The sequence below is a fragment of the Rhodanobacter spathiphylli B39 genome, assembly GCF_000264295.1.
Lineage (GTDB): Bacteria > Pseudomonadota > Gammaproteobacteria > Xanthomonadales > Rhodanobacteraceae > Rhodanobacter > Rhodanobacter spathiphylli.
On sequence record NZ_AJXT01000043.1, the window covers coordinates 48,991 to 63,051 of the forward strand.

Here is a 14,061-nt window from a genome sequence, read left to right on the forward strand (position 1 = left end):
TCGGTTCGACGTGGATTGTAGGGCGGGCACTGCCCGCCGCCCTGCAATGTTCTGAAGCATGGAGCCGGCGGGCACTGCCCGCCCTACGAATCCTGCAGATCAGAAGTTGTAGCGCACGTTGGCGTACCAGTTGCGCGGCATGCCGTAGTAAGCGGTGCGGATGTTGCCCACGCTGGAGAACTCCTGTCCGTCGGTCTTGTAGACCTTGTCGCCCAGGTTGCGCACGCCGGTGCGGAACTGCCAGTGACCATCGGCCGAGTCATAGATGCCGAACAGGCCGGTGACCGAGTACGCCTTCTGGCTCAGGGCGTCGTAGTTGTCCACGCTGAGCCAGGTCTCGCTGCGGTACGACCAGTCCGCACCGACCGTGATGGCGCTGCCGCTGCCCAGGTTGAACACATGGGTGGCCGCGACGCGCGAAGTCCAGCTCGGCGAGAACGGCACGTGGTCATGCAGGCGGGGGTTGTACAGCGGATCGCTGGGGTCCAGGCGATGGTCGACGAACTTGGCGTAGCGGGCATCCAGATAGCCGACCTGGGCCGACAGCCGGGTGCCGTCGTCGAACACGGCGGCGCCCTCGAACTCCACACCGTCCATCTTCAGCTTGGCCGCGTTGATCACCGGAAAGGCGAATGTCGGGGTGATCGAGCCGGGGTTCTGCACTTCGGACACGCGGGCCTGGAAGTCGGTGTAGTCACTGTGGAAGGCGGCCAGGTTGGCCTGCAGCTTGTTGTCGGCCGAGCGCCACTTCAGGCCCAGTTCGTAGGTCCACACGTACTCGGGATTGTATTCGGCGGTGCGCGTCTCCGCGGTGGAGTTGGCGCGGCCGTTGAAGCCGCCGGACTTGAAGCCGCGGCTGGCTGAAACATAACCCATGGTCTGCGGATTGAACTGCTTCTGCAGGCTGATCGTGGGCGTCCACGCGTTCCAGCGCTTGTCGCCGGTGAAGGCGACGGTCTCGTTGATCGCGGTGAACGGCTGGCCCCAGAACGTGCTGGTGGTGCGGTCGTAGTCCTTGTGGTCGCTGCTGTAGCGCACGCCGGCAGCCAGCGTCCAGCTCGGCACGAACTGCCAGTTCATGTGGGCGAAGCCGGCGTACGTCGTGGTGGTGAGGTCGTCGTCGATGGTGCGCAGGAAGGTGATCGGGGTGCCGGCGAGCGCGAACAGGTCATCGGCGTAAGCCTCCTGGTGCGACGGCACCGTTTCACGCAGGTAGTACAGGCCGTAGACCGCCTGCAGGTTGCTGCCGTTGTCGTACTGCAGCTGCAATTCCTGGCTGGCCTGCTTCTGGTGGAAGTCGACCAGCACGTCGCCCAGCTCGAATTGCGAGGCGTCGATGTCGATGTAGGAGTCGCTGTCGAGCTTGCGGAATGCGCTGATGCTCTTGAGGTTCCACTGCTCGGACAGCTTCCAGTCCAGGCTGAGCGCAGCGCCCTTGTGTTCAAGCTGCTGGCCCTTGTCTGGGCTGAACGAGGTGCGCGTCTTGAAGTCGTACTTCTGGTCCGGAGTCGGGGTGTACAACGCCACCGAACCGAACACCAGGTCGGTGCGTTTCAACGTGGAGACCGGCTGGCCCAGGGTGAGACCGGTGTCCTGCTTGGTGTAGTCGAGGCTCAACACCGCATCGAAGTTCTCCGACGGGTGATAGCGCAGCTTGCCGCGCACCGACTTGCTGTCCTCGTCGTTGTACTTGTGGCCGGTGGAGGGGTCGGTGACGTAGCCGTCGGTCTGCGTGATGCCGCCGGCGATGGACGCCGACCACGCGCCGCCCAGCGGGCCGCCGAGGTAGAACTTGCCTTCGCGCCGGCCGTAGTTGCCAAAGCCGGCCTCGACCGAACCTTCGGTGGTGTCGCCCGGGTTCTTCGTCACCACCTTGACCGCGCCACCGGTGGAGTTTTTGCCGTACAGCGTGCCCTGGGGACCGCGCAGCACCTCGACGCGCTCGACGTCGAACAGGTTGATCAGACCGCCCTGGATGCGCGAGTAGTAGACGTCGTCGACGTACATGCCCACGCCCGGGTCGAAGGTCTGCAGCGCGTCGGGCTGTCCGATGCCGCGGATGAAGATGTTCACCGCCGAGGACGAACCGCGGCCCTGCACGATGTTCATGTTCGGCACCGCGCCCTGCAGGCCGTCGATGCTGTTCGCCTGCAGGTCCTTCATGTCCTCGCCGCTGAACGCGGTGATCGCCACCGGCACCTTCTCCAGCGACTCGTCGCGGCGCCGCGCGCTGACCGTCACTTCCTGCAGCTGCTTGGCGTCGGCCTGCTTCGCTGCCGTGGTCTTCGCGCCGGCATCCCCGTTCGCCTGCTGCGCCTGCAGTGGCGCCACCAGGACCAGGCCCAGAACCAGACCGATCGCCGAACTTAGATGCGTGCGTTTCATGACGTCCCCTTGCTGGTGAATGCATCGCTCGCGCGAATGCTGATGAGGGGAGCTTAGGTGGGCCTTGCCGCAGCAACACTTGTACCTTCGTACAGTGCCCGCATGGCCGGTGCTTCGGGATACTCGGCGCCTGTCGTTAGGGCTGAAACGGGGAGATTCACGGATGGCGTTCCTGATCGTGCTGGCCGCGCTGTGCTTCCTGATGTTCGCGGCGTACCGCGGCTACAGCGTGATCCTGTTCGCGCCGATCGCTGCGCTGGGCGCGGTGCTGCTGACCGATCCGTCGCTGGTCGCGCCGATGTTCACCGGCCTGTTCATGGACAAGATGGTCGGCTTCCTCAAGCTGTATTTCCCGGTGTTCATGCTGGGCGCGGTGTTCGGCAAGCTGATCGAGCTGTCCGGCTTTTCCAAATCGATCGTGGCCGCGACCATCGGCCTGGTCGGGCGCAGCCGCGCGGTGCTCTCGATCGTGCTGGTCTGCGCGCTGCTGACCTACGGTGGCGTGTCGCTGTTCGTGGTGGTGTTCGCGGTGTACCCGTTCGCCGCAGAACTCTTTCGCCAGTCGGACATTCCCAAGCGGCTGATCCCCGGCACCATCGCGCTGGGCGCGTTCACCTTCACCATGGATTCTCTGCCGGGCACGCCGCAGATCCAGAACATCATTCCCACCTCGTTTTTCGGCACCAACACCTGGGCCGCACCGTGGCTGGGAACGATCGGCGGCGTGTTCATCCTGATCGTGGGCCTGGGCTATCTGGACTGGCGTCGGCGCAAGGCCGCCGCGGCCGGCGAAGGCTACGGCGACAACCTGCTCAACGAGCCGGAACCCTTCGAAGCCGCGCGGTTGCCGCATCCGCTGCTCGCCCTGCTGCCGCTGGTGCTGGTCGGCGCGTGCAACAAGCTGTTCACCGACCTGATCCCGCGCGTCTATGGCGAAACCCAGTCGTTCCTGCCCGGCGTGGTCGGCGACGCGAAACCGGTGGTGCAGGAAGTGTCGAAAGTGGCCGCGATCTGGGCGGTCGAGGGCGCCCTGCTGGTCGGCATTGTGTGCGTGCTGGTGTTCGCCTGGCGCGCGGTGACGGGGCGGCTGGCCGCAGGCAGCCAGGCGGCAGTCGGCGGCGCCTTGCTGGCCTCGATGAACACGGCATCCGAATACGGCTTCGGTGCGGTGATCGCCGCCCTGCCCGGCTTCAAGCTGGTGGCCGACGCGCTGCACACGATCCCGAATCCGCTGGTCAATGAAGCGGTCACCGTCACCGCGCTGGCCGGCATCACCGGCTCGGCCTCCGGCGGCATGAGCATCGCGCTGGGGGCGATGGCCGATACCTTCATCGCCAACGCGAACGCCGCCGGCATCCCGATGGAAGTGCTGCACCGGATCGCCGCGATGGCCTCCGGCGGCATGGACACCCTGCCCCACAACGGCGCGGTGATCACCCTGCTGGCGGTGACCGGACTGACCCATCGGCAGGCCTACAAGGACATCTTCGCGATCACCTTGATCAAGACTCTGGCGGTGCTGGTGGTGATCGCGGCGTACTACTTCCTCGGCGTGGTCTAGACCACCACCCGAACGACGTCGCCTCCCCCGACCGGTGTTGCCGGTTGCCGACGCCGACCGATCCGGGGCCGCCTGCATGCGGGCGGCTCCTTCCGTTCCGCGCGAGCGGGACTGTCGTGAAGCAAAGGGAGACATGAGCGATGTCGATCAAGACGTATGGACTGGGCCTGCTGGCCGTCCTGCTGTTCCTGCCCGCGCTGTCTGCGCGGGCCACCTGCCATGACACCGTGGTGCTGGTGCACGGCAATACCGGCAGCCCCGCCGACTTCCAGAACACCTACGACCGGCTGCGCCAGCAGGGCTGGAGCGACGCGCAGATCGTTGCGCCAGCCTGGGGCAACGCCTACTGCGCCGCCTGCAACGACCACAGCGGCAGCGAGGAGACCCCGGTAAGGAACGCGATCAGCAGCGCCATCGCCGGCTCCTGCAGCGGGCATATCGACGTGATCGGCCATTCGATGGGCGTGACCCTGGCGATGCGCGAGATCGACAGGCTCGGCGTGGCCGGCAAGGTCGACGTGTTCATCGGCATCGCCGGCGCGGTGCACGGGCTGTGGTCGTGCGGCATGTATCCATGGAACGTGGCCACCGCCACCTGCGGCGCGCAGGGCCTGTCCGTGGGCAGCCCGCTGCTGCAAGGCATGGCCGGGCACCGGTTCGGAACGCATATGTACTCGCTGAAATCGTGGGGCGACGAGATCAACTGCTACGGCAGCTGCCTCGTCTATGGCGTGCATACCTCGACGATCCCCGGCGAGGATTACAGCTTCGACTATCCCTACGGCCACTATCAGCTGCTGTGGCTGACCGCCGCCGACCAGGTGAGTCTGCTGGAGTGAGGTGCTGGCGGGTGGCCGACCACGGCCACCCGCCCCAGCGGCGGGCATCGCGCCCCTGAATGCCCTGTTCAACGAAAACGGGCAAGTTGCCGCATAAATCCGTATAATCGACGGGTTAACCCTCTGATAACCCACGTGGTGGCTCCAAGCGCCACCCGAGTCGATCCCATGTCCATCGAAAATCTGCGCAACATCGCCATCGTCGCCCACGTCGATCACGGCAAGACCACCCTCGTCGATTGCCTGCTCAAACAGTCCGGCACGCTCAACGAGCGCACCGTGCTGGCCGAGCGCGTGATGGACTCGAACGACCAGGAGAAGGAACGCGGCATCACCATCCTGGCGAAGAACACCGCCATCACCTGGCAGGGCAACCGCATCAACATCGTCGACACGCCGGGACATGCGGACTTCGGCGGCGAGGTGGAGCGCGTGCTGTCGATGGTCGACTCGGTGCTGATCCTGGTCGACGCGATGGACGGCCCGATGCCGCAGACCCGCTTCGTGACGCAGAAGGCGTTCGCGATGGGCTTCAAGCCGATCGTGGTGATCAACAAGGTCGACCGTCCCGGCTCGCGCCCCGAGTGGGTGGTGGAACAGGTCTGGGACCTGTTTGATCGCCTGGGCGCCACGCCGGAGCAGATGGATTTCCCGATCGTCTACGCCTCGGCCCTGAACGGCTACGCCAGCCTCGACGAGAACGTGCGCGAAGGCGACATGACCCCGCTGTATGAAGCGATCATGCAGCACGTCAGCAAGCCGGACGTGGACCCGGAAGGCGCGTTCCAGATGCGCATCAGCCAGCTCGACTACAGCAGCTTCGTCGGCGTGATCGGCATCGGCCGCATCCAGCGCGGCACCCTAAAGAAGGGCATGCCGGTCAGCGTGGTCGACCGCCACGGCAAGAAGCGCCAGGGCAAGGTGATGCAGGTGCTGGGCTTCCTCGGCCTGGAGCGGATCGAGCAGGACAGCGCCGAGGCCGGTGACATCGTGGCCATCTCGGGCATCGCCGAACTGACCATCTCCGACACCGTCTGCGCGCTGGACACCCCCGAGGCGCTGCCCGCGCTGACCGTCGACGAGCCGACGATCTCGATGACCTTCCAGGTCAACAATTCGCCTTTCGCCGGCAACAAGGACCTCTCCGGCGGCAAGTTCCTGACCAGCCGCCAGCTGCGCGACCGCCTGGAGCGCGAGCAGGTGCACAACGTGGCGCTGAAGGTCGAGGAAGGCTCGGACGCCGACAAGTTCCTGGTCTCCGGCCGCGGCGAACTGCACCTGTCGGTGCTGATCGAGAACATGCGTCGCGAAGGCTACGAGCTGGCCGTGTCGCGCCCGGAAGTCATCATCAAGGAAATCGACGGCCAGAAGATGGAGCCGATCGAACAGCTGGTGGTCGACGTGGAGGAGATCCACCAGGGTGCCGTGATGGAGCGCCTTGGCGTGCGCAAGGGCCAGCTGAAGAACATGGAGCCGGACGGCAAGGGTCGCGTGCGCCTGGATTACGAGATCCCGGCGCGCGGCCTGATCGGCTTCCAGAACCAGTTCAAGACCCTGACCCAGGGTTCGGGTCTGCTGTTCCACGTGTTCGACCATTACGGTCCGAAGGAAGACGGCCAGATCGCCAAGCGCCTCAACGGCGTGATGATCGCCAACGCCGGCGGCACCACCCCCGCCTACTCGCTGGGGCCGCTGCAGGATCGCGGCAAGCTGTTCGCGGCCGAAGGCGACAACGTGTATGAAGGCCAGCTGGTCGGCATCCACGCCAAGGACAACGACCTCACCGTCAACGTGATCAAGCCCAAGCCGCTGACCAACATGCGCGCCTCCGGCAAGGACGACGCGATCCAGCTGACCCCGGCGATCAAGTTCACCCTGGAACAGGCACTGGACTTCATCGACGACGACGAGCTGGTCGAGATCACCCCGAAGGAAATCCGCCTGCGCAAGAAGCACCTCACCGAGAACGACCGCAAGCGCGCTTCGCGCGGTTGAGTTGCCGGGTGAATGAGTGAACAGAAGGCCGCCGCAAGGCGGCCTTCTGCGTTCATGCCTCGCCTGAACCGGTATCTCAGGCCTTGCTGCCGCGCACCCGCAAACCCGGCCGTTGCCGCGCCAGCTTGCGCAGCAATTCGGCGAATGCCTGCAGGTCGTCGTGCCAGGGCGAGGCGTCGCGCCAGTACAGGGCGATCTCGCGGCCGCTCGCGGGGCCTTTCAAGGTCGCCAGCGCGATGTTCGGCATCGAGGCCAATCGTTCGCGAGCCAGCGCCGGCACCAGCGCGTAGCCACCACGCAGGCTGACCAGGGCGGCCAGGCTTTCCAGGCTGACGTCCTGCACATGACCGTGTTCGCTGCCTTCGCAATGCAGGCCGTCGGCGTGGCTCTCGGCCATCAGCGTGGCCTCGGCCGGGTCGAGCTGGGTCATCGCGATGTCCCGCTGCCCGGCCAGCGGGTGGTCGGCGCGCAGCATCAGTTCCCACGGCTCGAAGAACAGCGGGCGTGATGCGATGCCGCTGACCGTCGCGGTCGGCGGCGCCAGCACCGCATCGAGCTCACCTTCGCTGAGGCGACGCAGCAGGCCGCGCGGCTTGCCTTCGGAGATGCCCAGCCGCGCACCGGGAAAATGCTGCGGGAACGGCGCGATCAGGTGCGGCAGAAGATACGGTCCCAGCGAGGCGGGCACGCCGAGGCGCAGCTCGCCGCCGAAGGCGACTTCGCCGGCGCGGGCGACCTGCTGCAGGTGTTCGGCCGCAGCCAGCACCGCGTCGATCTGCTGCAGCAGCCGCTGGCCGCCCGCGGTAGGCACGATCTTTCGCCCGCCGCGCTCGAACAGCGGCGCACCCAGCGCCTGTTCCACCTTCTGCACCTGGTGCGACAGGCCGGACGGACTGATGTGCATCGCCCGCGCCGCGCTGTTGAAACTGCCGTGGCGATGCACCGCCTGCACCAGCGCGAGGTCGCGCAGCGAGACAGCCGCCAGGCCCATCGAAATCATCGAATGCTGCATGTGATCAAAGGCGTTTGCTTGCGGTGATCATCGGGGCCATCCTGTGCGGTGAAGTGCGGCCACGCGCCGTTCGCGCAGTGTACTTGGCGGCATGAGCCAAAAGGCGTCAGACCGGCCATGTCATCCCGTCCAGGTCGCTTGTCCGGTTCGCGGAGATGCGGGGTTTGCGCGATAATTGCGTTTTTTACCGGACTGGTGGACCCCACGCGCCGTCCGGCGTCGTTCAGTCGTCCCAGCCGCAGGATTCAGCCAGGAGCTTCCCCATGAAAGATACCTTTTCCGCACGCGACACCCTCGAGGTCAATGGCAAGCAGTACGCCTTTGCCAGCCTGGCCAAGCTCGGTCAGCGCTTCGACCTGAAGCGGCTGCCGTACTCGATGAAGATCCTGCTGGAAAACCTGCTGCGCCACGAGGATGGCGTGGACGTGACCTCGAAGGAAATCGAAGCGGTCGCCAACTGGGACGCGAAGAAGGAGCCGGATACCGAAATCTCCTTCATGCCGGCGCGCGTGCTGCTGCAGGACTTCACCGGCGTGCCGTGCGTGGTCGACCTGGCGGCGATGCGCGACGCGATGAAGGCGCTGGGTGGTGACCCGACCCTGATCAACCCGCTGTCGCCGGCCGAGCTGGTCATCGACCACTCGGTGCAGGTCGACGTGTTCGGCAGCGAGGACGCGCTGGAAAAGAACGTCGCGATCGAATTCGAGCGCAACCAGGCCCGCTACAGCTTCCTGCGCTGGGGCCAGAAAGCGCTGGCCGACTTCAAGGTGGTGCCGCCGCGCACCGGCATCGTGCACCAGGTGAACCTGGAGCACCTGGCCCGCGTGGTGATGGCCAATGAAGTCGACGGCCAGCAGTGGGCCTATCCGGACACCGTGTTCGGCACCGACTCGCACACCACCATGGTCAACGGCCTGGGCGTGCTGGGCTGGGGCGTGGGCGGCATCGAGGCCGAGGCCGCGATGCTGGGCCAGCCCTCTTCCATGCTGATTCCGCAGGTGGTTGGCTTCAAGCTGTCCGGTCGCCTGCCCGAAGGCGCCACCGCCACCGACCTGGTGCTGACCGTGACGCAGATGCTGCGCAAGCAGGGCGTGGTCGGCAAGTTCGTCGAGTTCTTCGGCCCGGGCCTGCAGCACTTGGCCCTGGCTGATCGCGCCACCATCGGCAACATGGCGCCGGAGTACGGCGCCACCTGCGGCATCTTTCCGGTCGACGCGGAATCGCTGCGCTACCTGCGCCTGTCCGGCCGCAGCGACGAGCAGGTCGCCCTGGTCGAGGCGTACGCCAAGGCCCAGGGCCTGTGGCACGACGAGAACAGTGTGCACGCCGATTTCAGCGCCACGCTGGAACTGGACCTGGCCGACGTCAAGCCGTCGATGGCCGGTCCGAAGCGTCCGCAGGACCGCGTGCTGCTGACCGACGTCAAGCAGAGCTACAACGACAATCTCGGCGCCACCACCATCAAGCGCAACGGTGCCGAAGCCCGCTTCGCCAATGAAGGCGGCGACACCGCCGTCGGTCACGACCAGAGCGAGAGCGCACCGGGTCAGCACGTGTCGATGAACGGCCAGGACTTCCGCGTCGGCGACGGCTCGGTGGTGATCGCCGCGATCACCTCGTGCACCAACACCTCCAACCCCGCCGTGATGCTGGCGGCGGGCCTGGTCGCGAAGAAGGCCGCCGCGCGGGGCCTGAAGGCCAAGCCGTGGGTGAAGACCTCGCTGGCCCCCGGCTCCAAGGTCGTCACCGACTATCTGGAAAAGACCGGCCTGCTGACCGAGCTCGAGAAGACCGGCTTCTACCTGGTCGGCTACGGCTGCACCACCTGCATCGGCAACTCGGGTCCCTTGCCGCAGGAAATCAGCCAGGCGATCAGTGCCGGCGACCTCACCGTCGGTGCGGTGATTTCCGGCAACCGCAACTTCGAAGGCCGCGTGCACGCCGAAGTGAAGATGAACTACCTGGCCTCGCCGCCGCTGGTGGTCGCCTACGCGCTGGCGGGCTCGCTCGACATCAACCTCACCACCGAGCCGCTGGGCCAGGGCTCGGACGGCAAGGACGTGTTCCTCAAGGACGTCTGGCCGACCAATCAGGAAATCAGTGACCTGCTGGCCAGCGCGGTCACCTCGGACATGTTCAAGAAGAACTACGCCGACGTGTTCAAGGGTGACGAGCGCTGGAACGCGATCGCCTCGCCGGACGGTGCGCTGTACGCGTGGGACGAAGCGTCCACCTACATCAAGAACCCGCCCTACTTCGACGGCATGACCATGGAAGTGGGCAAGGTCGAAGACATCCACGCTGCGCGCTGCTTGGGCCTGTTCGGCGACTCGATCACCACCGACCACATCTCGCCGGCCGGTTCGATCAAGAAGGATTCGCCCGCCGGCCGTTTCCTGATCTCGCGGGGCGTGCAGCCGATCGACTTCAACTCCTATGGCTCGCGTCGCGGCAACGACGACGTGATGGTCCGCGGCACCTTCGCCAACATCCGCATCAAGAACCAGATGCTGGATGGCGTCGAGGGCGGCCTCACCCGTCATGTGCCCAGCGGCGAACAGCTGGCGATCTACGACGCGGCGATGAAGTACAAGGAAGCAGGCACCCCGCTGGTGGTCATCGCCGGCAAGGAATACGGCACCGGTTCCTCGCGTGACTGGGCGGCCAAGGGCACCTTGCTGCTGGGCGTGAAGGCCGTGATCACCGAGAGCTTCGAGCGCATCCACCGCTCCAACCTGGTCGGCATGGGCGTGCTGCCGCTGCAGTTCAAGGATGGCGAAAGCGCCAAGTCGCTGGGCCTGACCGGCAACGAAAGTTTCGACATCACCGGTCTGGACAACGGCAATGCCCGCGAGGCCACGGTAGTGGCTACCGCCGCCGACGGCAGCAGGAAGCAGTTCAGCGTGCACGTGATGCTGCTGACCCCGAAGGAGCGCGACTTCTTCCGTCACGGCGGCATCCTGCAGTACGTGCTGCGTCAGCTGGCAGGCAAGAAGGCCGCCTGAGTCCAGGCGTGACTTTCTGCAACGGCAAGACCGCCCCGGATACCGGGGCGGTCTTGCATCAGCTCATCGGAAGATCGTCAGAGCGCATGCTTCCAGCTTGCCGTGTAGCAGCGCCATTCGCCGTCTTCCTGGCGCCATGCGGATTCGACCTGGTACAGACCCATCCGGTCCGGCAGCAACTTGCCGCCACTGGTCAGGGTGACGGTGAACGTGGCCACCATGCGCTCGCCACGCTGCTCGATCGAGACCGGCCCCATGGTCACCCCGACGTGCTCCCCGCGCAGCGCCAGCAGGCGGACCATCGATGTCAGGCTGCGCCGGTCCAGCTCGCCGCCGTTGCCGTCGAAGTCCTCGCTGATCGGCTTGCCGAGATCACCGGCCGAGCCCGCCTCCGCCGCCGCGGCGACGGCAGCAATCGCAGCCCTCACCCGCGCCTCGTCGGAGTCGTGTCGACAGGCCACCAGAGCCAGCGTGAACACCACGCAGGCAAGCCCGCGGCAAAGCATCTTTCTCGTCATCATCATCGGGCTACTCGTTGCAGTGCGGCTTGCCGCTGTACGCGGGCGTATGCTCAAATCACCCGACGCATGATCCATGATGGATGCAAGCCGATCCCGATTCCATCATCTGATCCATCGTCCTCGACCAACAGGGAATCCCAAGCATGAGCAATGAGCGTCCGTGGCTGGAGCAGTATCCGGCCGGCGTGTCCGGGCAGATCGACGTCAGTCAGTACGCTTCGGTTCCTGCGGTGCTGGAAGAGGCCTTCGCCGCCTTCAGTGATCGCCCGGCGTTCGCCAGCTTCGGCCGCCAGCTCAGCTATGGCCAGATCGATGCGATGAGCCGCCAGTTCGCCGGTTATCTCACCGGCGTGCTCAAGCTGGGCAAGGGCGATCGCATCGCCATCATGATGCCCAACGTGCTGCAGTATCCGATTGCCCTGTTCGGCGCCTTGCGCGCGGGCCTGATCGTGGTCAACACCAACCCGATGTACACCGCGCGGGAACTGAAGCACCAGCTGGAGGACTCCGGCGCCAAGGCCATCCTGGTGCTGGACAACTTCGCCCACACCCTGCAGCAGGTGGTGGCGGAAACCGGGGTGCAGCATGTCATCACCACCGGCATCGGCGACCTGCTCGGCTTTCCCAAGGGTGCGCTGATCAACTTCGTGCTGAAGCACGTGAAGAAGATGGTGCCGGCCTACGACCTGCCGCAGGCCGTGCGCTTCCGCGATGCCCTGGCTCGCGGCGCGGCGCATCCGCTGCAGGCCGTCGCGCTGGGGCACGGCGACATCGCGTTCCTGCAATACACGGGCGGCACCACCGGCGTGGCCAAGGGCGCCATGCTGACCCACGGCAACATGATCGCCAACATGCTGCAGGCCAGCGAATGGATCGGCGGCAGCGCCAAGCCCGGCGAAGAGGTGATCATCACCGCCTTGCCGCTGTATCACATCTTCTCGCTGACCGCGAACGGCCTGGTCTTCATGCGCCTTGGCGGATTGAACTGGCTGATCACCAATCCGCGCGACATGCCGGGGTTCGTGAAGGAACTTCGCAAGTCCGGTTTTACCGCGTTGACCGGCGTCAACACGTTGTTCAACGGCCTGCTCAACACGCCCGGTTTCGCCGAGCTGGATTTCTCGAAGCTGCACCTCACCCTCGGCGGCGGCATGGCCGTGCAACGCGCCGTGGCCGAACGCTGGAAGAAGACCACCGGCTGCACGCTGGCCGAGGCTTATGGTCTGACCGAGACTTCGCCGGCGGTCTGCATCAACCCGCTGGACCTGAAGGAATACAACGGCTCGATCGGCCTGCCGGTGCCGTCCACCGATGTCGCCATCTGGTCGGACGAGGGACAGCCACTGCCCGTCGGCGAAGTGGGCGAACTGATGGTGCGCGGCCCGCAGGTGATGAAGGGCTACTGGCAGCGCCCGGAAGAGACCGACAAGGTGCTTGGCGCGGACGGCTGGCTGCACACCGGCGACATCGCCAGGATGGACGAGCACGGCTACTTCTACATTGTCGATCGCAAGAAGGACATGATCCTGGTGTCCGGCTTCAACGTCTACCCGAACGAGGTTGAAGACGTGGTGATGGAGCATCCGGGCGTGCTCGAGGTCGCCGCAGTCGGCGTTGCCGACGAACATTCGGGCGAGGTGGTGAAACTGTTCGTGGTGCGCAAGGACCCGCAACTGACCGAGGAAGCGCTCAAGCAGTTCTGCCACGACCGCCTCACCGGCTACAAGCGGCCGCGCCAGATCGAATTCCGCACCGAATTGCCCAAGAGCAACGTGGGCAAGATTCTCCGCCGCGAATTGCGCGACGAGAAGAAACCCGCCGCCTGATTCCTGCTTCGCGAACAGAAACGCCCGCCTGGATCAGGCGGGCGTTGTCGTTTGCATGATGCGCGGGGACGCCGTGCGCGTCAGCCGTCCTTCCAGTATTCGAGGATGTCGGCGTAGCCGCCCAGCAGGTTCCACAGCGGGACCTGCTTGTCCTCGGGAATCCGGCTGTACGAAAAACCGATGTGATGGTCGGAGATGCGGACGACCGCGGCCTCCAGGTGAATGTGCAGGTTGTGACCGAAGATCATGTCGAGCACCCAGCTCTGACCCACCTCTCCCGACCACCCCAGCGGGCGGCGCAGCAAGGCGCCGGTCGCCGATATGTCCACCAGCTCCGTCGGGTGCGACTCGCCATGACGACTCATCAGCACCGTCGTCTCGATCTGCATGCGCGCCGGACGCAATTGCTCCGGTCCGCCTTGTCCATTCTTGTCGGTCGCCATCAGTTCCACCATCCGTTTGTGCTTGCGCCTGCTGTTGCTCTTGTTTTCCGCAAACGCCGTTTCGCGTTCATCCTGAATTCGTCGTGCCGCTTCCTGTGGGACGACGCAACCACGCAACGATTGCACCAGTCGAACTGTTCGAAAGCAACCACCGTGCCAGCCCAATCCCGATCGATCCCTCCGCCGCCACCAGCCCCGATGCACGGGAAAAACAGCAGGAAACAGCGAGCCGGCGCCACGATGTGGCGTTCTTCCAACTCGCCACGCCCGGGCAACCGCCGTTGAACCTTTCGCGTCATGTCGGCGAGCGCATCAGGCCTGACGCAGGCTGACCGCTAGCCGACGCATTAGGTCACATGGCGCCCTCGCCTTTCCAGGCAACCCGCTGCGAAGGCACAATCAGGATATTGTGCCTGCCTGCAGCCATGCTGTGAAAGCGGCCACTTGCCCGTCAGGTCCTGCCCGTTCCAACAG

9 protein-coding genes are annotated in these 14,061 nt (G+C 65.5%); 5 read left to right on the plus strand and 4 right to left on the minus strand.

Annotated elements, in window-relative coordinates; all coding sequences use genetic code 11:
- Positions 1 to 99: 99 nt before the first annotated feature.
- Complete coding sequence (locus UU7_RS13140) at positions 100 to 2,385, minus strand: TonB-dependent receptor (RefSeq protein WP_007809046.1); 2,286 nt, start codon at positions 2,383 to 2,385, stop codon at positions 100 to 102.
- Positions 2,386 to 2,548: 163 nt separating this feature from the next.
- Here UU7_RS13140 and UU7_RS13145 point away from each other — a divergent pair, with 163 nt between their 5' ends.
- From UU7_RS13145 to typA, 3 genes are all read left to right on the plus strand, one after another.
- The gene (locus UU7_RS13145; RefSeq protein ID WP_007809048.1) at positions 2,549 to 3,946 is read left to right on the plus strand and encodes a GntP family permease; all 1,398 of its coding nucleotides are present in this window, start codon (positions 2,549 to 2,551) and stop codon (positions 3,944 to 3,946) included.
- Between the two features lie 140 nt (positions 3,947 to 4,086).
- Positions 4,087 to 4,785 carry an alpha/beta hydrolase family protein gene (locus UU7_RS13150; protein WP_007809049.1) on the plus strand — a complete coding sequence of 233 codons (699 nt, stop codon included), beginning with the start codon at positions 4,087 to 4,089 and terminating at the stop codon, positions 4,783 to 4,785.
- Positions 4,786 to 4,953: 168 nt separating this feature from the next.
- Positions 4,954 to 6,780: a translational GTPase TypA gene (typA, locus tag UU7_RS13155; protein WP_007809051.1), complete on the plus strand. Its 1,827-nt coding sequence runs from the start codon at positions 4,954 to 4,956 to the stop codon at positions 6,778 to 6,780.
- 76 nt (positions 6,781 to 6,856) lie between these two features.
- Here the strand turns inward: typA and UU7_RS13160 are convergent, their stop codons facing one another.
- Complete coding sequence (locus UU7_RS13160) at positions 6,857 to 7,792, minus strand: LysR family transcriptional regulator (RefSeq protein WP_007809053.1); 936 nt, start codon at positions 7,790 to 7,792, stop codon at positions 6,857 to 6,859.
- Positions 7,793 to 8,055: 263 nt separating this feature from the next.
- Here UU7_RS13160 and acnA point away from each other — a divergent pair, with 263 nt between their 5' ends.
- Positions 8,056 to 10,797, plus strand: coding sequence for an aconitate hydratase AcnA (acnA, locus tag UU7_RS13165; protein ID WP_007809055.1), 2,742 nt, complete (start codon positions 8,056 to 8,058; stop codon positions 10,795 to 10,797).
- 77 nt (positions 10,798 to 10,874) lie between these two features.
- Here acnA and UU7_RS13170 read toward each other — a convergent pair whose 3' ends face one another.
- Positions 10,875 to 11,321, minus strand: a complete 447-nt coding sequence (locus UU7_RS13170; protein WP_040673440.1) for a hypothetical protein — start codon at positions 11,319 to 11,321, stop codon at positions 10,875 to 10,877.
- Positions 11,322 to 11,461: 140 nt separating this feature from the next.
- Here UU7_RS13170 and UU7_RS13175 point away from each other — a divergent pair, with 140 nt between their 5' ends.
- Complete coding sequence (locus tag UU7_RS13175) at positions 11,462 to 13,144, plus strand: long-chain-fatty-acid--CoA ligase (protein WP_007809059.1); 1,683 nt, start codon at positions 11,462 to 11,464, stop codon at positions 13,142 to 13,144.
- Positions 13,145 to 13,224: 80 nt separating this feature from the next.
- On the opposite strand, the gene UU7_RS13180 is transcribed toward UU7_RS13175, so the two are convergent.
- Positions 13,225 to 13,587, minus strand: a complete 363-nt coding sequence (locus UU7_RS13180) for a PilZ domain-containing protein (RefSeq protein ID WP_040673455.1) — start codon at positions 13,585 to 13,587, stop codon at positions 13,225 to 13,227.
- Positions 13,588 to 14,061 lie beyond the last annotated feature (474 nt).